Origin of the sequence: Pantoea sp. EKM10T (assembly GCF_011800685.1) — a bacterium.
Classification (GTDB): domain Bacteria; phylum Pseudomonadota; class Gammaproteobacteria; order Enterobacterales; family Enterobacteriaceae; genus Pantoea; species Pantoea agglomerans.
In genome coordinates, this window is the sequence record NZ_JAALEU010000003.1 from 355,083 (window position 1) to 375,112 (window position 20,030).

Genomic DNA, 20,030 nt, shown 5'->3' on the forward strand with positions numbered 1-20,030 from the left:
CGTTTATAGGGTGAGCACGCCTGCTGACTTGTCAGAGCAACAGGGCTGCTGCATCATTATTTGTTAAAGATAAAATCCTGTAATGGCCGTTCATTGAACTGTAGTTGTCACTCCTGATGCCACAATATCCGTCTTAAATCTTTTATCACCTTATTTAACACCAGATATTGCAGGAATTCGTACGTGCGCAAAATTTCAATGCTTAAAGCGCTGATAACGACCACCGTTTTCAGTGTTTTTTCAGCCCACTCCGCCACACTTGTGGAGACCGTGAGTGCGGGCTGGGATAATTTCAGTGATAAAGTCGCCACAACCTGGCAGCAGCCAGAAGGTTACGACTTTTATCTGCCCGCGATTACCTGGCACAATCGGGCCACTTACGATCGTGAACATATCAATAAATATAATGAAAGACCCTGGGGCGCGGGCGGAGGTATCTCCCGCTACGATGAAAAAGGGAACTGGAACGGCATCTACTTAATGGCGTTTAAGGACTCCTTTAATAAATGGGAACCCTTTGGTGGCTATGGCTGGGTGGCAACCTGGCGTCCGCTGGCCGACCAGAATTTTCACTGGGGCGCGGGTTACACGGCGGGCTTTACCGCACGGCACAACTGGGATTATATTCCGGTGCCAGCGCTATTGCCGCTGGCCTCTGTCGGCTATGGCGATCTCGATTTCCAGATGACCTATATTCCCGGCACCCATAACAACGGTAACGTCTATTTTGCCTGGCTGCGCTACCACTTCTGACAGTTGCCGATATAAGCGTTAGCGTGACATCGCCATGAGCGAGAGATCGTCCAGCGTGAGGGTTTCGCCATCATAGCGATGACGCAGCAGATGGTAGCTTTCGCATTCAATAATCTGCTCTACCGCGTCCGAAAAGATAGTCATGGCGCTGCGCATCTGGCTCAGATAGTCATGGGTGTCATAGACCCGATCGATGCCTTCCAGCGCATGGTTCATGATTTTTCGGGCGACGTCATTGGGCGTGTCGAGCGCTGAGAGTTTTGAACGCGCAGTCCTGCGCAGATCGCGCGGGGTAAACGCCTCCAGGCCCAGCCCACGGGGAGCGCGGATTATCCGGCGAAGTGCCTGATTCAGCGCGCCTTTTGACAGCGGCTGTTGCGGATCGCGTGGCGCGGGCACCAGCCAGGGTGAGGCTGGTTCGGCGGCGCGCAGCAATGCTTCGATGCATTGACGCATCAGCGGTGAAATGGGCAGCACATGCTCCCGCTGCGATTTATTGCGCGTACCCTGCATCCACAATCCTAATTGCAGATCGAACTCCGCTTTCTGCGCCTGCACAATTTCATCCGGCCGCCGGGCGCTGACCAGGCATAAACGCAGCGCCCAGCGCGCCTGTTCCGAGAGTGCCCAGTTATCCAGCCCGTGCCAGAACACCCAGATTTCTGCATCGGTAAGTTGCCGACTGCGCGGCGGCGTAGCGCGACCCGCGACATCACGCTTTTTCATTGAAGCGATGGGTGAATGATCGAGATAGCCCTGCATCTCGGCCCAGGCAAGAAATTGTTTGGTCAGCGCGAACACCCGCCGCGCCTCCTCTTTTTTACCGTCGGCGATCAGAATGTTATAGAGCCGGTTAAGGCGTAAGCGGTTCAGCGTTTTGAGTGGCTGCGAACCGATGTTCGGCAGGACATGTTTCAGCAATGAGGAGATGGCGATCTCAGGACGACGCCGGCTGATCAGCAGCGAGAGTTTTACCCAGACCTTCATCACCTGCTCCACCGTGCCTTCATCGCCGAAATTATCCAGCTCGCTAAGTGAAGCCTTTTTAACCTGCTCCAGCCAGAGCAATACATGGCGGCCTACGTGGGCTGAACGCGCAGGGATCTGTGTCAGATCTGGGGTCACATTTATACCTGTTAGACATGAAGAGCGGGCCATTCTATCCATTGTTTATCTATGACTCCAGACCTAATAAGTCTGGAGTCACAAAGACGCGTTCTGATGAAATCTGAGGAAGTTTTCGGGTGATGACCAACAAGTAAAACTAACGTCACTTCTCCCTTCTGGTCACGGTTATGGCGAATAAATAGCCCATTGTTATGGAATGTAAAGGTGGCTTACCGCGATATACAATGATAACTATTATCATTATCATACGCATTTGATTACATGCCTTAATACTTCAGGGAGATTTTCTAAGTGAATGTAACCATGCGTGTCCATAAGCGCCCTGTTGCGCTACTGCTGGCCGGTTTATTGAGTACCTCTGCTAACGGCGCTAATCAGGAAGAGACAGAAAAGCTGGCTGATGATGAGACGATGCTGGTCACCGCTGAACAGGAGCTGAAACAGCAGCCTGGCGTTTCGGTGATCACCTCGCAGGACATTGAGAAAAACCCGCCGGTCAACGACCTTTCCGACATTATCCGTAAAATGCCAGGCGTTAACCTTACCGGCAACAGCGCCAACGGCGTACGCGGCAACAATCGTCAGATCGATATTCGCGGCATGGGGCCGGAAAATACGCTGATTCTGATCGATGGTGTGCCGACCACCTCGCGCAATTCGGTGCGTTATAGCTGGCGCGGCGAGCGCGATTCCCGCGGTGACTCAAACTGGGTACCACCAGAGATGGTTGAACGGATTGAAGTGATTCGTGGACCGGCGGCAGCGCGTTACGGTTCCGGCGCGGCCGGTGGCGTAGTTAATATCATTACCAAACGCCCGACCAATGACTGGAGCGGATCGCTGTCGCTCTACACTAACCAGCCGGAAGATGATAAAGAAGGCGCAACCCGCCGCGCTAACTTTAACCTGAGTGGTCCGCTGGCGGGCGATGCCCTGACCATGCGGCTCTATGGCAACATCAACAAAACCGACAGCGATGCTTTCGACATTAACCAGTCGCACAATGGCTCCGGCGCCGCCGGTCGTGAAGGCGTCCGCAACAAAGACATCAATAGCGTGCTGTCGTGGAAGATCACGCCATTACAGGTGCTGGATTTCAGCTACGGATACAGCCGTCAGGGCAACATTTACACCGGGGATACCCAGTACAGCAACGGTGCCGGTAATGCCTTGATCGAATCTCTCGATGGTTCAGAAACCAACCGTCTGTATCGTCAGACCTGGGGCCTTGCGCATAATGGCATCTGGGACTGGGGACAATCTAAGCTCACCTTTAACTATGAAAAAACCAATAACACCCGCCTGAATGAAGGCACGGCGGGTGCGGGTGAAGGCCGGATCAACAGCAACACGTTCTCAACCAGTCGCTTTGAAAGTTACCGGGCAGGAGGCGAAGTCAGCTTCCCGCTGGAACTGCTGCGTGAACAGACCGTTACGCTGGGAGCCGAGTGGAACCGAGATGAGCTGAACGATCCTAATTCAATGAACGGCACCAGTGCGCCTGGCGTATCCATCGACGGTGTCAGTGGTGATGCGGGCAGCCGCAACAGTAAAAACAGCGCAACGCTGAGCTCACTCTATTTTGAAGATAATATTGCTGCGACCGATAGCACTGAAGTGATCCCCGGTCTGCGTTTTGATTATCACGACACCTTTGGTGCGAACTGGAGTCCGTCGCTCAATATTTCTCAGGCTCTGGGAGAAAGTTTTACCCTGAAAGCGGGTATCGCCCGTGCGTTTAAAGCCCCTAACCTTTATCAGTCCAGCGAAGGCTATTTACTGGCGACGCGGGGAAATGGCTGTCCGATCAACGTTACCCGTGGCAGTTGTTATTTGCTGGGTAATGAAAATCTCGATCCTGAAGTCAGCGTAAATAAAGAGCTGGGTATCGAGTTCAGTCAGGATGGCTATATTGCGGGTATCACCTGGTTCCGCAATGACTATAAAAACAAAATCGTCTCAGGGACGGAAGTATTGGGTTACGCCTCTAATGGTAACAATATCCTACAATGGAGTAACGGCGGCAAAGCGGTAGTGGAAGGTCTGGAAGGCAATTTCACTATCCCGCTGGTCAGTGACGAGCTGGAGTGGCGGACTAACGCGACTTACATGATCGAGTCGAAGGATAAAAAGACCGGTAATCCGCTGTCGATCATTCCTGAATACACGATCAATACGATGCTGGACTGGCAGGTGACGCAGGATTTTTCCACTAATCTGAACTGGACGATGTATGGCCGCCAGAAACCACGCCGGTATGCGGAATCCCGCACAGAAAGCAATTCAATGTCGAATCGCGAAGTCGGCGCTTATTCAGTATTTGGGGTCAATTTTAATTATGATATCACCAAAAATCTGCGTGCCAATGCGGGTATTAATAACCTGCTGGATAAACAGCTATATCGCGAAGCTGATGGTGCATCAACCTATAACGAACCGGGACGCGCATATTATGCCGGGCTGACAATGTCCTTCTGATCTGCAGCAGCGCTTCCCGATGGAAGCGCTGTTTTTTCGTCTTCGTCAAAAAACCTCCTGTTTACACTCCCCCCGATTTATCTTCTCAGTGCTAATCTCTGGCTGCCGCTTAACGAGCCGGAAAGTATCTGGCTCACGGGTATGGCATTAAATACTTACATTCCCTCTGGAAAGCGTAACGACAGGTAACTAATGTCGTGTTTCCTGTATCCCGGCCAGCGAAACACCCCAGAGTGCGGCTATGCTCTGTCGGGTTCAACCTGCAACTATAACTAACTATCAGGATATTAAGTGATGAAAAAATTATCAGTTATCGTTATTGCTACCGGACTGTTTTTGTCGGTGAATTTACAGGCTAATGCCCAGGGCTGTCTTAAGGGAGCCGCAGTAGGCGGTGTCGCAGGTCATGTTGCTCATCATGGTGTGGCCGGTGCCGCAGCGGGCTGCGCAGTCGGTCATCATATGGCGAAGAAAAAACAGAAAGAGGCTGAGCAAAATCAGCAGTCTCAAAAATAAACTGAGTTTGTAGCACCGATGTAAATCAGCCGATTACCGGGCAATGATGATGTCCGGTGATCGCTGAGTGATAACCATCCTGAGTCTGTTGACTCACAAAAGCACGGCGAATTAAGGGCAGCCGGTTATGCTAATTATATTTATTTGAACCCGATGTCTTTAAAGGTGCAGTGATTTAGGTGAGTGACCAGAAATTTGAATAAGGCACGCCTATTTTTAATTCAGACAGTGGAAAACTTCTTTTGAAAAAACGTCCTTTATCGACCCAGCCGCACAATGCCATGCCATCTGAATATTCAATTACCACCATTATTCTTCTTCTTTTTTTTCGCCGAACAATGGTGCCCACTTCAATCATGCGGATGCCTTAACCGCACTATTGCCGGTTACGTCATGGGTATCTGAAAGTATCGTTCTGACAATGAAGTCATTACTTTTTCTCAGATCTCCAATCGCTGGCTGGAGTTTTCCATATATCCGCATACCTTCCAGCATCATGAAAATGCTTTGAGCCATGACTCGCGCATCTTCATCCTGGCGAAATACCCGCTGATCCTGGCCTCTTTTTAAGATGTTCTCTATCTCGTTAATTAAATGGTTAAATTTAAAGGAAACTTTCCCTTTAACCTCTTCGTCTCCGGGTAAAAGTTCACTGGCTGCCGCAATAGTAAAGCACCCTTTCTCTCCGGCAGGAGCAGATGATAACTGAGCCACAAATTCGAGCGTTTCTCGCAATGCAGCTTCTGGCGACATTTCTTCATTTCGTTTCACTGTCCTTGAAATGCCTTCATCCATATATCGCTGCAAAGCAGCCAGGTAGATAGCGCGCTTATCGGGATAAAGTTTATAGATGCTGGCACTTGCAAGACCTGATGCTTTCATTAGGTCAGCCATAGATGTTGCCTGATATCCCGTCTGCCAGAAGCATTCAAGTGCGGTGTTGAGGAACGCCTCTGGATCGAATTCTCTGGGTCTGCCTGCTGATGCTTTCATAAGGTTCTCCTGTGCTGACGATTGATTGTAGATCGATCAATCTACAATTAAAAGGCTTTATCTAAACCTTGTGTTAAAAGTCATGCTTTTCGCCTGGTAAAATTTAATGCTGAGTCAGCGGACTAACACAGGTGAGAGATTGGCCGCCTTCTGGCGGCGGCAGGCAAATACTTATAATGGGATTACAGTCTGGACCTGATGCTGAAAAACGTAGGGATCTGATAACAACTCATATTGTTCATCATCCGGATAGGTAACGGCAATCTTATACTGGTCGCCTGCAAAGGCTTTGATGGCTTCTAAATCTTCCCAGTACGTCGCAAGGAAGAAATGTTCCCATTCGCCCTGCGTTTCTCTGCGTACATAGGCTCCCAGATTCCCTGGCGTCGCTTCTGAATGTTCAACACCAGTCTTCTGCAAGTGAGTTGCAAAACCTTCGGCGTGCCTGACCGGTACGCATCCGTGCCATGTTCTGACAATCATGTTGCTATCCTCATGTTGTTGAAGAGTTTTAACCATAACATGACAATGCAGGAACAACGATTCGTTCTCTGTGGTGGAGAATGGGATGTTATGTTACTGCGCACCGGCCAGTTAAGGATTCTCATGCAACAAAAAATGCCGGAGCTCAGTGGTAACTTCTTCTGGTGCTTCTTCAGCCATATGGTGACCGCTGGCTATCGCTTTACCCCGAACATGCGGTGCCCAGGATTTCCAGATGCCCAATAGGTCGCCGTAAATATCTTCCAGATCATCATATTTTGACCATAAACAGAGCGTCGGGCATTCAATCAATCGCCCATTCTGACGATCATAAAGCTCATGCTCTTTGTCTATAGTAAGACCGGCACGATAATCCTCGATCATCCCATGTACAGTCTCCGGATCGTGTATAGCTCGTCTGAATTCAATGTATTCATCATTCCCCATTGTTTCGGGCTGGCCTCCATACCACTTGTCCGGATCGGCTAAAATTGCCATTTCGGGTTTTTCAGGCTGAGCGAAGAAGAACCAGTGATACCACTGTCGGGCAAACTTCTCGTTACATCGGTTGAGCGCTTCAAGTATGGGTATACAATCCAGTACAGCAAGTCGTGTAATTCGCTCAGGGTAATCAAGTGCGGCCCTATATGCTGTATAGCTACCTCTGTCATGTCCCACCAGCGCGAATTGATCAAAACCTAACTGGCTCATCAACTCAATACAATCTTTCGCTTTAGCTCGCTTAGAAGAACCAGCATGATTGGGCTCATCAGCAGGTTTAGATGAGCGGCCAAATCCTCTTAAATCGGGACAAACAACGGTAAAAGATTCGGCAAGTTGCGGGGCCACCTTTGACCAGGTTACGTGGGTGCGGGGGTGTCCATGCAACAGCAAAACCGGAGGACCATTACCTCCATAGCGAACATTTAGCACTGCTTCAGAAAGTCTGATTTGTGTATGAGTATATCCCTCAAACATTTTTTGATACCCGCGCCATGGATTTATAAAAATTATAGGCTTAAGTCAGCTGATGTATCTTTATTACAACGGCTTAATACTGTGAAGACTGAATCAATTCACCCAACTCCGGAATACTCGTTTGTGTTAAAACAATGTTTCAAGGCAACCAGGCCTGAAACATGACGGAGCAGAAATGAGAACGCAAAAGCGATGTATGGGTTATGTGGCCATCGTGGTTGATGACTATGATCGGGCAATTGAGTATTACACCGAAAAGCTGGGTTTTACCCTTGTTGAGGATACACCGCAGCCAGGTAAACGCTGGGTTGTAGTTACACCTGACCCTGAAAGCGATTGCAATCTTCTTCTGGCTCGCGCTTCAAATGACAGACAGGAAGGTTTTATCGGCAATCAGTGCGGCGGAAGAGTATTCCTTTTTCTGCAGACGGATGACTTCTGGCGAGACTATAAAGCCATGAAATCGAAAGGCGTTACATTCTCCCAGGAGCCTCGTGAAGAGGAGTACGGAACCGTGGTGGTTTTTGAAGATCTGTACGGCAACCGCTGGGACCTTTATCAGAACAGGCAGAATTAAAAACCAAAGCCAGTTGTGTATCAGGCATCCAGATGAACAATAAAAGTACGAACCCTGCCGGGATACTTCAGATCAGCGGGGAGTGTTTTTGAAGCATCCCCTGAGCACTCTGCTATCAATTAAGCGCTCGCGAGCAACAGAGCGCCGTGTGATAGCAGACTTACTTTCCTCACCAGCTATAACCTTCAGATCCGCCAATCAGTTTCGCTAATCCAGCGATCTATCCGATATTTTTAGCTGCGCCCTGGCATTATAAAAACGACGATAGGATAAATAGACAGCAATGATCGTTGACAGACTGGCAGTTCCTATCAGCATAAACGTAACCATAATCTGATACTTAATCGCCTTGAGCGGATCTATTCCGGCGAAAATCAGTCCGGACATCATCCCTGGCAGGCTGACCAGTCCGACGGTTTTGGCAGCGTCCACCGTCGGCATCATAGCTGTACGAATGCTGTCGGCAATGATGCGGCCCGATGCCAGCTTCACCGATGCGCCAAGGCTCAGCATCTCCATAATTTTCTGCTGGTTGTCGCTGAAGCGCTGGTTCAGGTTGCTGTAACAGAGCCCTACTGCGACCATGGCATTACCGGCGATCATGCCCGTGATGGGGATGACCTGCATCGGAACAAACGCTATCGCTCCGCTCAGCACCAGAATCGTTAGCGTGATAACGGTGCCACTAAAAATAGCGACAAACGATATCGTAAAGGCGTTATCAATATTTCGTCCGCGTTTACGGGCGTTGATCGCGGCATTAACGCAGATAAACAGCACCATCAATACCGTCAGCCAGCTGTTATTAACATCGAAGATCGACTTTAATACAAAGCCGACAATGACCAGCTGAATTATCGCCCGGGATACACTCCAGAGAATATCTTTGCTCATGCCGAGCTTTTCTTTCTGGCTGATAAGCAGCGCTATAGCCACCAGCGTCAGTGACAGTAACAGCGAGGTGTCACTGATATTATGCTGATTCACGCTTATTCTCCTTTTCTGGCGGCTCAAGCCGAAGCACCTGCTCAGCCTGCTGGATATCGTTAACGTCATGGCTAATCCGCACCACGGCTACCTTTTCTTCAGCTGCGATCCGGTTAATCAGTGAAAGTACTGATAGTCTGTTCTCTTCATCAAGGGCGCTGGTGACTTCATCCAGCAACAGCACCTCAGGCATAAACTGCAGATTGCGCAGTAGTCCGACACGCTGTTTTTCTCCGCCTGAAAGTTGTTCAACAGGTTTATTCAGCATATCCGGAGAGAGATTTACGCTTTCCAGCGCAGCAACAAGTTTGTCCCGCTGAGGTTTCTGACGGCGAATCTGCCATGGCAGCGCCAGGTTGTCATATACCGTCTGACCAAACAGTTGCGGCGTCTGAAAACAGTACGAGACCTGCTGGCGATAGGCCTCTGCTCTCAGCGTGGTGATAACACTGTTCCTGAAGAAAAGTTGCCCGGAGGTGGGGGTAATCAGCGAAGCAAGGATTTTGAGGAAGGTACTTTTTCCGCTTCCGGATGGGCCGGTCAGCAAGACGCAATCACCCTGATATAACTGCAGGGAGACCGGTTTCAGTAGCTGCCTATCCCCGACTGAAAAAGCGACATCCTGCACATCCAGCAGGAGTGAAACTCTGTCCATATTTGCGCCTCAGGACCTGACAAATTGAGTGTTGGCAGTATCAAAAAAAGCAGGAGTTACCCTTCATAGGCAAATTACCGGTACTGCATGTTGCAGCGCACTCACACTGCTGGCGTGGGCGCGGCAAGGCAAATGTACATCAGGCTATGAAATATAAGGCATTTAATTGCGGCTATGCGTTTTCTGAGTAAAAAAATAAATGTGTGAAGGTGTGCGCCAGCCAAAACTTAATACGATCCTGCGCGAGGAACGTGGCAGGTACCGGGTTTGGATCAGAGTGGCAGACCCGCTGCCACCCGACAATTATTTGTTTTCCCAGCTGGTAGAAACCGGGTTGGTTACGGTGTTTTTTTCCTGAGTATAGGTGCCGTTCTGCTGCGCAATGGCTTCACCCGTATCCACAATGGCATTCTGAATAAAGACGTTCTGCCCGTCACCCCTGACAAAGGTTAACTGATGAAAAGCGGTTTTATTGCCCCAGTCAGCAGAAGGCAGAGAGATAAAACGCACCGTGAAAGTTTCATCATCAAACTTGCCCTGCATAACGTAAACACCGTAGTGGTTTTCGCCCTGAGAAATGATTTTATAGGTACCGTTGTCGTAATAATAAATCTCAGCATCCGGAAACGGCTTTTTGTCATACATTTTTCGGTAGTGCAGCACCTGTTTGATGGTGGGCTGTCCGAAGCTGACGGTGAGGTTTTTACCATCTGCCGACGTCGTCAGACCTTCAGCGTGAACACTGCTCATCAGCATTAACAGACTTGTAGCGGCCATTGCGGTTGCTTTCACTCTCTTTCTCCTCAGCGGATTACGGGGACAACAAGCGTATAAGACCCCAGAACTTACACGGTGGTGAGTATCTGTTGAAGAGGCAGATAACACATTATTACACAATGTTATAATCACGCCCTGTAACCTGGCGACTTGAGCCGTAGTTGACCGGGTTGCCCGATATCGAAAGCGCTCGGATGCAGAAGGAAGCGGTTATCGCATTGAAAATAAAAAATAAACGCCAGGCTGACGTTTAAAGTTCGCCAGTGACGCTTAATGCCGCAACGCGGTGGAAAGCTGTTTAACTGCTTAAACGAATATCGGTCTGCTGCCGGCCGCTATAACAAAACGGCGCAGACCGATCTTTCGCGGGTAAATCCGGGCTGTATCCTGCTCTTTTACAGAAAATCAGGCACTAAGCGCAGACAGCCCAGGGCAAGGGGAACGTTTATTTCAGCGGTTCCGGCAGCGTTACGATCCACAACTCGCTGTCCGACTCCGGTTTCTTCAGCGGCTTCACGCCGATCGTCGTTGCAACCGGCTTACCCTCTACAGTAAGTTCCCCCTTTTCGTTCAGCCGATAATCCTTGCGCTTCTTACCTTCCACCGGATTTTGCATGACCGTTTTCACGCCGAAGTCATTGTCATTGGTGACTGCCAGAGTTTTACTGTCGATCAGCGCCAGTCCTTCGGCCTTCTCCTGCTGCCAGCCGAGTTGACGTAAATCGACCACCAGCGTTTTAGCTGCGAGCTTAATGCCTCGCTGCGCCAGCGCTTTCTCATCGTCCGACTCCGGATACTCACCAGGCTTGTCGAATGCGGCAAGATCGGTAGCCGCACTGAGGTCCACCTTATAGATAAGGTTGCGCATCGCGTCGTTTTTATCGCTGCCTTGTTCAATCAAGAGAATATGCTGATTATTGAGCGCCACGATATCGCCAATTTTGGCGTCGCTGTTTTTACTATAAGCCTCGCTGTCGATAGGGTATCCATACATCGCGGTTTTCCCGGTCGCCGGATCGAAGCTCACCAGCCGGGTAAAGCGCGCCTGCTTTTTACTTTTACCGTCGATATCCAGCGTACTCTGCACCGCGGCGATGATGCGCCCGTCCGGCATACGGGTAAGCCCTTCAAAACCACGATTAGGCTGACGCCACTTAAGAATATTAGGCAGTCCGCCCGCAATGGATTTTTCCCCTGCCATGGCCTGCGGCCCGTGAATCGCCAGAATCTTTCCGCGTTGATCAACGTTAATCAGAAACGGGCCATATTCGTCGCACAACCAGTACCCGCCCTTCCCGTCCGGCGTAATGCCTTCCGTATCCAGACCACGGTTATCGCCCTTCAGCACTTTCAGTGTGTCGCTTAACGCGACTTCATTGGTTGAGCCGATGACACCATCCTGTAGCGGCAATCCGTTGATATTGCCCTTGTCGTCATGCAGCGGTCGGGCATCCGTGGCTTCTGCTTTGCCGTTCTGCACCCGAATATTCATCAGCAGCGGAGCGAAGTCTGGCGTGACGAAAATTTTTGACTCATGTTTGTCCACATCGGGTGAGTCGGCATTCGGCCCACGATCGGTGACGGTCGCGAAGGTGAGCGCATCCCCCTGCTTACCGGTAAACAGCAAACCGGAGCCGATTCCCACCGGCAAACCATCCGGAAACGCACTGGCGAACGCGCCGCTGTAGCTAACTCGCGTACCTTCCGGAAAACTGACGATATAGTGCTCAGCCTGAGGTTGCGCCGCAAGACCAGAAAACGAGAGCGCACAACTGATAACCAAAGAAATCGTTTTTATTTTCATAATATTAAATCCATGAGAGAAAGCTGACAGCGTAAAGAACATAAATGACAGGAAAATGATATTTGCGATAAAAACGGACAGCTAACAGGTTGATTTTGCCACCGTTAAGGCGCCGGCTGGTGAGGTGGTGAACGTAGAGTGAACGTTGCCTTGTGCGCAACGCTGTCTGCTCAGTGCCAGGAGCTGACATTGGCAGAAAAATGATTGTTATTCATCACCATATTGCTATCGTTATGTACTTCCGGATGTGAACCACAGTTGAGAAAGCTTGCGGGCTACTCACTTTTCAAAAAAAGGATTTGATATGTTTATGCGCCGTGCTTCTCTGTTTTTAATGTCAATGATGGCTATATCCCAGGCCCAGGCTGCTAACCTGCGGGCTGCCGATGTAATCACCTTTGATGTTGCCGGGGTAAAAACCGGTATGGATTATGATGAGGCCGTAAAAGCCATGACTGAGCACTTTCATGTGCCAGCATCATCGTTAGACGTTGATAAATACCCGGCTCTAAATGTGGTAACAGGAGATAAGCAGCCACAGTATATTGCTTACGAAAAAAACGGCGTCAAACTGCTTGTACATTTTGAAGGCCGTGTTCCTGCAGATCCGAAACATGCGCTGGCTGTGTCTCAGATTTCTTACGAGCTCCCATACTCCACTGAGAATAAAAATGCCATGGCCAAAGCCGCCGTTGAAAAATATGGTGTCCAGTCAAATGCACCTTATACACCAATGGTTTGGTGTAAAGCGCCCGGAAAAATGGCAACCATGGCATGCGGCCCGGATCCTGAGCAGCCGGTACTGAAATTATCAGGCACATCCCTGGAGATGAATGACCCATCGTGGACAAATGCCCGTATTAAACTGATGGACAGTAAACAAACCCGCACACCTGGTTTCTAAAGTGACTGATGCCGCCAGATGATCTTCTGGCGGCTAAGTGCCAGACGCTGATCATGGTTTTATGACAAAGGCTGAAGAGCAGCAGGTAATATTCAGGCGAGATGATTATCAAACGTGATGCGGGACAGATCTGCACAAAGCCAGCTCAGATAAGCTTTCAGTCCTTATTGAAAATTTTTATAAAACATACACAGAGCCTCAGCCACCAGCAGGCTGGCATTTCCTAATGACTTTAATCTGACTCAACGCCCATAACAAACCTCTATCAGACACATGATTTCTTAAAGTCCAGGCTGATAAAAGATGACAAGGCCATACTCTCTGCAATGAGGTGGTGAGTAACTCCCAGAGCCAGTTTGCATACGGAAATGTGTACTCGCTCCGGAAGAATTTTCATAGGTTGAAACTGCGAACTGAACTGATGTTCTGGTTACAGTAAATCAAAGACAGGCTGTACATCCCTGTATTTACCTGTGGTAAGTGTTCATCAATGTGTGATGTTTATTGTTCAGGCGATTTTTCTATGCCGCTAGCAGAATTACTTATTCGCATCTGAAGACGAGAAATGTGCCCGGTGATATCTGCAGTTCTTTCTGCTAATCCCCGGATAGCACTGGCGATGACAGAAAACCCACGGCCATGTACACCTGCTCTCGCGGCTTCGATACTGGCGTTCAGTGAAATGAGTTTGATCTGCGCAGCAATAATCCCGTTTTCAGAGACGAGTTCGGCAATTTCTTTTGCGGTTTCGGCGGTCTGAATGTTTCGCCTGACTTCGCTTTCCTCATGTCGGCCACGGTCTTTACGGCCCTGAATATCAATAAGCGCGCCGACGGCACGCAAAGGGGTACCATCAGGTGCACGTTTAGTCTGCCCGCGGGCCTGAAACCACCGGTATTCACCACTTCGCAGTTTAAGACGATATTCAATATCAAAACCGGTTTTACCACTGAAGTCCATCAGGTGGCTGACGAAAGCATCGAGCGCATTCTGTTTGTCATCCGGGTGAAGGCGTGATGCCCAGCTGTCCATCACATCAGGGAACTCTTCAATGGTTTCAAAACCCAGCAGCTTCCTGAACTGCGGTGACCACCAGAATACGTTGTCGGGATTCAGGGGATTTCCGCCAATAATATCCAGATCCCAGAGGCCGTCATTAAGCATTTCGCGCGACAGGTCAAAACGGGTGGAGACAATATCAAACTTGCGGGACTGTGACGTTTCTTCTTCTGTATTCTCTATAACGGCAACCAGGCGCGGCGGCGTAAATTCACGACTGTATGATGCACGGATGCAAAACCACTGAAAGGTATTTGCGCCAGTTTTTATCAGACAGCGTAACATCTTTTCATCACCGCTATGTTTGAGTGTATGACTTATCAAACCTTTGAACGCTTCCCGGAAATCCGCATGGATCATCTGGATCAGCGAAGAGAGCCCGACCTCCTTCTGCAGAGGCAATCCCATAAGCTGGCGTGCTTCAGGTGAAACAAATGCAGGCGCGTCACTTTTAAGATCGGTCGTCTCAACATACCAGTAGCCTTTCTGGCTGAGGTTCATAATACATTTCAGCAGCGTGGCATCACTATGATCCACATCCATCGTTTCATCGATAAATTTCTCAGCGATATCCATCGTTGTCGGCTCTTTGGCGGACTGTTTCCGGAATAAATTCAGCATTATTTCTCCTGGTGAGCATATACAGGCATAAAAATATGCCTGAAAGGGTTATCGGCAGAACTTTCTGGATATTCAGTTAAAGGTCGCCGGTTTGAATTAATACTGTAACAAGATGCTATAGATCGCCAGCTATAGCTACCGGAACAGAGATGATGGATGAGCATCACCACCAGCGTGCTAAATGTATTTTTTTGAAATCATGTGGCAAAAAATTATCTTTGGTCTAGGATATCTGAAAAATTTCAGGCCTTATAATCCCGACGCTCCGATCCCCCATGAAGATTCACAGTGAATTGTTATGCTGAGTTTTGACATACGGTTGTGAGTTTATATTTTCCGGCTATCGCAGGTATTAAATGAGTGGCTTAGCTTTGAGCTGCCACCTCTGCCTGCAGACAAAAGTCCGGACATGACTTATTGATATCCATAAGTATAATTCGTCAACGCATAAGAGAGCCTGGCTGCTGATCATATTAAATGCATTAACAGGGTTTAATATTTAACTTAAGCGATATTTTTATGGGATTGGTTTCAATTTGTTTCTGGTTTACCATACCAGATACCATCAGCCTCATGCAGACCCGTGAGTTAAATAAATATGGCATTTTATGTTCATGAAACTTGCCCGCTCACTGACATCATAGCTATGTATCTCGTACTTAATAACCGTAGACAATTTAAGGCCTCCGGAAAAACGACGTTTGCAAAAGATTAATTTCCCGCCGCAAACAAAACAGGGTTTTAAAAAAGGTTTTCTATTCCATTCCCGCTCAGGTCATCAATGCCTTACAGAAATACGTTTCAGGATATTTAAATGAATGAAAAATTGAAAGATGCTGATGCTCGTGCAACTTATCAGCAGCTAATTAAATCGGGCGAGTTTAAACCTTTTTTTCAGCCGATAGTCTCACTTGAGGATCAGCGCGTAGTAGGTTTTGAATTGCTGGCACGGCGTATTTTGCCCGAAGGGCTTATCGTATCTCCGGCTGAGTTCATTCCGGCTATGGAACATCATGGGTTACTCAATGAGCTGATGACAAGTCTGGCCGCTCAGGGATTCATGACAGCGAGCACCTGGCCAGAACACCAGTTTCTGTCTTTAAACGTTTCTCCTTCACAACTGAACGGTAAGCACCTTCCCGAAATTTTAAGAAAACTGGCTGAACGTTATCAGTTCAGCCTTTCGCGGCTCAGGATAGAAATCACCGAGACAGCATTGATCGATGATATTGAGACGGCTCATGCAGAACTCGAAGCATTGTCTGAAATGGGTTGTATGATTGCTATGGATGACTTTGGCACCGGCTATTCAAGCCTTGCCTGGCTTATCCAGCTTCCCGCCAGCACGATTAAGATTGATGGCAGTTTTATTCGTTCAATGCTTCAGAAAAAGGATAGCCGGAAAATTATCTCCAGCGTAGTCGGTTTGGGCCGCAGCCTGGATATGGACGTCATTGCTGAGGGTGTTGAAACAGAGGAACAAGCTGAGATGTTGCGGGGTATCGGCTGCGCTTATGCACAAGGCTACTTATTCAGCAGGCCGATCCCGGCTGAAGAAACACATAATTTTCTCACCGCTGGCTCTGGCCGTAAATTTCATAGTCGTGTGGCACGAATGTCTCTTGAGCAGCGTGCGCATCAAATTTCATCGATGTTTGCTGCGCCTGACACCTCTATCTGCTTTCTTAGCCCTGAACTGATGATTGTTGACGCAAGTGATACCTTTGCAGCGCGGGTTGGCTGGCCAATGCAGGACATTACCCATCGCCATATTTTTGAAGTGATACCGTCTCAAGCCGAGAAGTTGCTTTGGTTGCAGGATTTCAGGATAAAAGGTCTTCCTTACCCTCCGTTTGAAGTAAAGCTGCCCGGCGGTAGCACCGATTTGGTTATGATTACGCGGGTGGAGGATGAGGCAAAAGATTTACTGGGGTTTTGTGTGTTTGGCTTTAACATTGACCGTCAGAACAGCCTTGTTCAGCCTTAGTGCCAGTTTACGACATCAGATGATACTTCCCTGTCGCTAAAATAACCTTAACGGTGCAGGCTTCAGTTTCAGGTTGTTAGCTGAAGATGGGGAAAATGTCCGCCTGGTCGGAAGCGGACATTATTAACAACGCCTCTTTTCATCAACTAATTGCAGCCACTTCACTTTCAATCTTTATGCATCAGCCGGGTCAGCATCTCGCAGAAGGCTTCGCTTGCTGGATTAACGCGGTGTTTATTCAGGCGTAGCAGGCAATCGACCGACGGCAGAGGCATCAATTTCTCAAGTTCAGACACGCTACAAATCGCTTTATCAACGCTGTATTGATTGAGTATTCCCACCCCCAGCCCCGTGGTTATCGCCGCAAGCATACCTGCTACTGAAGGACACTCCAGCATCACAGCAAATGGAATGTTTGCCTGGCGAAGTTTCTCCTCAGCCAGGTTACGGTAATAGCAATCCGGTCCCCAGGTAATAAGCTTCAGGCTCTTATCCGAGTCATGTCGCCAGGCAGGCGTTGCGTACCAGTATAAATTTTCACTCCACAATACCTTATCTTCCATCGATGCCGTGCCCGTGAAATCCTGATGTAAAATAATCTCCAGACTTCCTTCAGAAAAATGCTGACGCAGGAGATGACTTTGCTCCACCACCAGTTGTATATCCACCTCTGGATGGTGGTGAGTGAAGGTTGAAATCACCCCGCATATTTCAGTCATTGAGATGTGTTCAGTGACCCCGATTCGCAGCTTGCCACGCAGCGCCGAAGGCGAAAAATAGGCTACGGCTTGATCGTGTTCAGTGAGTATTTTTTCCGCATGTTGCAGCAGAACGCTGCCCTTTTCTGTCGGAACGGCTTTTCCGGCGATGCGCGTTAGTAGCTGGCATTGAAGTTGATCCTCAAGCCGTCTGAGCTTCCAGCTTACAGCGGACTGGCTCAGGTTGAGGAGTAATGCGGCCTTACTCATATTGCCCGTTTGCAGTACGGTCCGGAACACTCTGAGTGAGTCAACGGAGAGTCGTTTATTCATTTTTATATGACAAAAGTAGGATTACAGCGGAAAATAATGTCACTGGTGTCATATTCAGTCAACGGATAGCCTGACTGAAACAAACACAACCGAGAAAGCAGATGCCCGCTAATAACCCATTACTGAATGACGACGTTCTGATAAATGGTTGTCGTATTGCGACCGGAGTCCATGGTTCAGGAAGACCTCTGGTGCTGGTTCATGGCACGCCCGCACACTCCATAATCTGGCAGTCACTGGTGCCGGTATTTGTCGATGCGCGTTTCCACGTTCATCTGTATGACCTGGCTGGGTTTGGCGCGTCAGAGCGCCCTTTGACGGCTGATACCTCGGTTGCCGCTCAAGTCGGTTTTCTGCTGAAACTGCTTGAACACTGGCAGCTCAAAAAAACAGATCTTTTTGGTCACGATATAGGCGGGGCCATTTCACTCAGACTGGCGTTCGACAACCCATCCCTTCTGAAGACGCTTACGATTGCGGATATTCCGAGCTACGATTTCTGGCCTTCGCCCACATGGAAAGATATGCGGGATCACTATGCGGATTATGCGCTGATCCCCGCCACTGAGCATTACCGCGCGATGTGTCGCCAGTTAAAGATGGCTGTTTTTAATAAGGATCGTATGACAGAGCAGCGGCTGGATAGTTATCTTGCACCGCTTTGTGGTGTGGTAGGGCAGCCTTCATTTTATCAGCATCAGGTTGCGCACTATAATGAGTGTTACACCAGTGACTTTGCAGAAAAATTGCCGCAACTCCGGCTGCCAGTACAGATTTTATGGGGCGCCGAAGATGAATGGCAACCCGTTGAGTATGCAAGGCGTTTGCAGCGCGACATCGTCTCTTCCACGCTGCATATCTTTGAACAGGCCGGACACTTTTTAATGGAAGATGCCCCCTTGCCAGTCGCCGCACAGGTAATTGATTTTGTTAATCAACATAATATGAGGTAGAGCCATGATCCTTATCGGAATGCTGGATTCACCCTATGTCAGACGGGTTGCTATTTACATGAAAGTATTGGGTATTCAATTCGAGCATCGCCCGCTTTCGGTATTCGGCGATTTTGATGCCTTAACGAAAATTAACCCGGCCGTTAAAGTTCCAACGCTTATCACACATGATAATCAGGTGCTGATCGATTCCACACTAATCATTCATTACCTTGAGAAATATTGCGGTCATTCGCCTGCACCTACATCAGCGTCCGGCGTGGAAGAGTTCCGGGATCTGCATCTTACCGGCTTCGCCCTGGCAGCCTGCGAAAAAGCGGTGCAGATTGTGTACGAACAGCGGCTCAGGCCGGAAGAAAAACAGCATCAGCCCTGGGTGGATCGCGTAACTCAACAACTGCATGGTGCCTGGCAGACGCTGGAGAACGGGCTGCGGGAAAGTCATCCTGACATGCTGTCCGTGGCCGGTATCAGCATCGCAGTGGCCTGGAGTTTTACAGAATTGATGCTGCCGGATACCGTCAGCCGTGCGCTGTACCCGGAATTGGCCGGGTTTACATTGCTAGCCGAACAGCGACCGGAATTTCTGGCAACGCCTTTGATTTAATGAGGATGGGTTTTGTATATAAGAGCCCAATGATGCCTTACCTAATGTATAAAGAACTTATAGCTTTAGAATTAGTCGATAGCAAAAGGTGACTCAATGAGCACCAATTGAATATCTTCATACAATATAAATAACTCTTAATAATCTAATAAAGGCAAATAAACGTAACATCCGCTTTTTGCATATAACGGGCAATGCTCTGCTCTATGCCAGAAACGGACGTTTATTATTTTGAATTAAGCATAAAAGTGCATACGATTTCAGAAAGCATTAACTTCCCGATACGGATTACAGAGACAGGCCTGACTCAGCAATAAAAACGATAAAGCAGCGTATTCTCGATGAGAGATATCGGCTGGCCGGCCAGAGTGCCGAGAAATACCCCTGCCTGGTACAGTAACCGGGCAATACCTCTTTCAGTTGCCCCGAATCCTAAGATTCACGTACGACAAAATCGGGCACATAGCTGATACCCATACTGACTGGTCTGCTACACGGATAACAACAATATATGAGTCAGCACCTGATGTCATACTGACGGCCTCCGGTTAAACGTGACGGCCGGATTGAGAAATGAGCGATTGAAGAGCGCGAAAAATCTTAAACTTAATCTGATGTTCATCCTGTTAAGTGGCTGAAACACACAGCTAACGCGTTGCGCATATAGATAAATACATTCCCCACTGGAACGATTAACCTGCCACCTGCTGGCCTTTCCTTAAGTCAAATCCGCACCCCA

The 20,030-nt window shown here is 48.8% G+C and carries 19 protein-coding genes and 1 pseudogene; 8 read left to right on the forward strand and 12 right to left on the reverse strand.

What is annotated here, in order from left to right:
• Nucleotides 1-183: 183 nt before the first annotated feature.
• Nucleotides 184-753 (forward strand): lipid IV(A) palmitoyltransferase PagP, encoded by a 570-nt coding sequence (pagP, locus tag HFD95_RS08125; RefSeq protein WP_033768928.1) that lies wholly within the window; start codon nucleotides 184-186, stop codon nucleotides 751-753.
• Between the two features lie 18 nt (nucleotides 754-771).
• Here the strand turns inward: pagP and HFD95_RS08130 are convergent, their stop codons facing one another.
• Complete coding sequence (locus HFD95_RS08130) at nucleotides 772-1,878, reverse strand: site-specific integrase (RefSeq protein WP_163763423.1); 1,107 nt, start codon at nucleotides 1,876-1,878, stop codon at nucleotides 772-774.
• A 306-nt stretch (nucleotides 1,879-2,184) separates the two neighbouring features.
• Between HFD95_RS08130 and HFD95_RS08135 the strand changes: the two genes are divergently transcribed.
• Nucleotides 2,185-4,359, forward strand: coding sequence for a TonB-dependent siderophore receptor (locus HFD95_RS08135; RefSeq protein ID WP_163763507.1), 2,175 nt, complete (start codon nucleotides 2,185-2,187; stop codon nucleotides 4,357-4,359).
• A gap of 294 nt (nucleotides 4,360-4,653) precedes the next feature.
• The gene (locus HFD95_RS08140) at nucleotides 4,654-4,875 is read left to right on the forward strand and encodes a hypothetical protein (protein WP_010247042.1); all 222 of its coding nucleotides are present in this window, start codon (nucleotides 4,654-4,656) and stop codon (nucleotides 4,873-4,875) included.
• Nucleotides 4,876-5,050: 175 nt separating this feature from the next.
• Here the strand turns inward: HFD95_RS08140 and HFD95_RS08145 are convergent, their stop codons facing one another.
• The 4 genes from HFD95_RS08145 to HFD95_RS08160 all read right to left on the reverse strand — a co-directional run bounded on the left by HFD95_RS08145 (nucleotide 5,051) and on the right by HFD95_RS08160 (nucleotide 7,329).
• Nucleotides 5,051-5,233, reverse strand: coding sequence for a hypothetical protein (locus tag HFD95_RS08145; RefSeq protein ID WP_122889400.1), 183 nt, complete (start codon nucleotides 5,231-5,233; stop codon nucleotides 5,051-5,053).
• Nucleotides 5,230-5,868 (reverse strand): TetR/AcrR family transcriptional regulator, encoded by a 639-nt coding sequence (locus HFD95_RS08150; RefSeq protein ID WP_163763424.1) that lies wholly within the window; start codon nucleotides 5,866-5,868, stop codon nucleotides 5,230-5,232. The genes HFD95_RS08145 and HFD95_RS08150 overlap by 4 nt, the downstream gene beginning before the upstream one ends.
• A gap of 171 nt (nucleotides 5,869-6,039) precedes the next feature.
• Complete coding sequence (locus tag HFD95_RS08155; RefSeq protein WP_052270719.1) at nucleotides 6,040-6,351, reverse strand: antibiotic biosynthesis monooxygenase; 312 nt, start codon at nucleotides 6,349-6,351, stop codon at nucleotides 6,040-6,042.
• A gap of 111 nt (nucleotides 6,352-6,462) precedes the next feature.
• Nucleotides 6,463-7,329, reverse strand: a complete 867-nt coding sequence (locus HFD95_RS08160) for an alpha/beta fold hydrolase (protein ID WP_167430086.1) — start codon at nucleotides 7,327-7,329, stop codon at nucleotides 6,463-6,465.
• A gap of 175 nt (nucleotides 7,330-7,504) precedes the next feature.
• Here HFD95_RS08160 and HFD95_RS08165 point away from each other — a divergent pair, with 175 nt between their 5' ends.
• Nucleotides 7,505-7,906, forward strand: a complete 402-nt coding sequence (locus tag HFD95_RS08165) for a VOC family protein (protein ID WP_010247037.1) — start codon at nucleotides 7,505-7,507, stop codon at nucleotides 7,904-7,906.
• A 207-nt stretch (nucleotides 7,907-8,113) separates the two neighbouring features.
• Here the strand turns inward: HFD95_RS08165 and fetB are convergent, their stop codons facing one another.
• The 4 genes from fetB to HFD95_RS08185 all read right to left on the reverse strand — a co-directional run bounded on the left by fetB (nucleotide 8,114) and on the right by HFD95_RS08185 (nucleotide 12,129).
• The gene (gene fetB, locus HFD95_RS08170; RefSeq protein WP_010247036.1) at nucleotides 8,114-8,893 is read right to left on the reverse strand and encodes an iron export ABC transporter permease subunit FetB; all 780 of its coding nucleotides are present in this window, start codon (nucleotides 8,891-8,893) and stop codon (nucleotides 8,114-8,116) included.
• Nucleotides 8,880-9,548, reverse strand: coding sequence for an iron ABC transporter ATP-binding protein FetA (fetA, locus tag HFD95_RS08175; RefSeq protein ID WP_167430087.1), 669 nt, complete (start codon nucleotides 9,546-9,548; stop codon nucleotides 8,880-8,882). Before fetA ends, fetB begins: the two co-directional genes overlap by 14 nt.
• Before the next feature lie 303 nt (nucleotides 9,549-9,851).
• Entirely contained in the window at nucleotides 9,852-10,340 is a 489-nt protein-coding gene (locus tag HFD95_RS08180) for a hypothetical protein (RefSeq protein WP_167430088.1), read from the reverse strand.
• Nucleotides 10,341-10,770: 430 nt separating this feature from the next.
• A complete protein-coding gene (locus tag HFD95_RS08185) occupies nucleotides 10,771-12,129 on the reverse strand; it encodes an esterase-like activity of phytase family protein (protein ID WP_167430089.1) in 1,359 nt (452 codons plus the stop codon).
• A gap of 304 nt (nucleotides 12,130-12,433) precedes the next feature.
• On the opposite strand from HFD95_RS08185, the gene HFD95_RS08190 reads away from it, so the two are divergent.
• Complete coding sequence (locus tag HFD95_RS08190) at nucleotides 12,434-13,033, forward strand: hypothetical protein (RefSeq protein WP_022624377.1); 600 nt, start codon at nucleotides 12,434-12,436, stop codon at nucleotides 13,031-13,033.
• Between the two features lie 501 nt (nucleotides 13,034-13,534).
• On the opposite strand, the gene HFD95_RS22270 is transcribed toward HFD95_RS08190, so the two are convergent.
• Entirely contained in the window at nucleotides 13,535-14,713 is a 1,179-nt protein-coding gene (locus tag HFD95_RS22270) for a PAS domain-containing protein (protein ID WP_167430090.1), read from the reverse strand.
• Nucleotides 14,714-15,527: 814 nt separating this feature from the next.
• Between HFD95_RS22270 and HFD95_RS08200 the strand changes: the two genes are divergently transcribed.
• A complete protein-coding gene (locus HFD95_RS08200; protein ID WP_167430091.1) occupies nucleotides 15,528-16,700 on the forward strand; it encodes an EAL domain-containing protein in 1,173 nt (390 codons plus the stop codon).
• Nucleotides 16,701-16,867: 167 nt separating this feature from the next.
• Here HFD95_RS08200 and HFD95_RS08205 read toward each other — a convergent pair whose 3' ends face one another.
• A complete protein-coding gene (locus tag HFD95_RS08205; RefSeq protein WP_033760582.1) occupies nucleotides 16,868-17,731 on the reverse strand; it encodes a LysR family transcriptional regulator in 864 nt (287 codons plus the stop codon).
• Nucleotides 17,732-17,832: 101 nt separating this feature from the next.
• Between HFD95_RS08205 and HFD95_RS08210 the strand changes: the two genes are divergently transcribed.
• Nucleotides 17,833-18,684, forward strand: a complete 852-nt coding sequence (locus HFD95_RS08210; RefSeq protein ID WP_181955258.1) for an alpha/beta fold hydrolase — start codon at nucleotides 17,833-17,835, stop codon at nucleotides 18,682-18,684.
• Nucleotides 18,685-18,688: 4 nt separating this feature from the next.
• Nucleotides 18,689-19,291, forward strand: a complete 603-nt coding sequence (locus HFD95_RS08215) for a glutathione S-transferase (RefSeq protein WP_167430092.1) — start codon at nucleotides 18,689-18,691, stop codon at nucleotides 19,289-19,291.
• Between the two features lie 288 nt (nucleotides 19,292-19,579).
• Here HFD95_RS08215 and HFD95_RS22095 read toward each other — a convergent pair.
• Nucleotides 19,580-19,768, reverse strand: a pseudogene (locus tag HFD95_RS22095) (LysR substrate-binding domain-containing protein); the annotation flags it as partial.
• Nucleotides 19,769-20,030 lie beyond the last annotated feature (262 nt).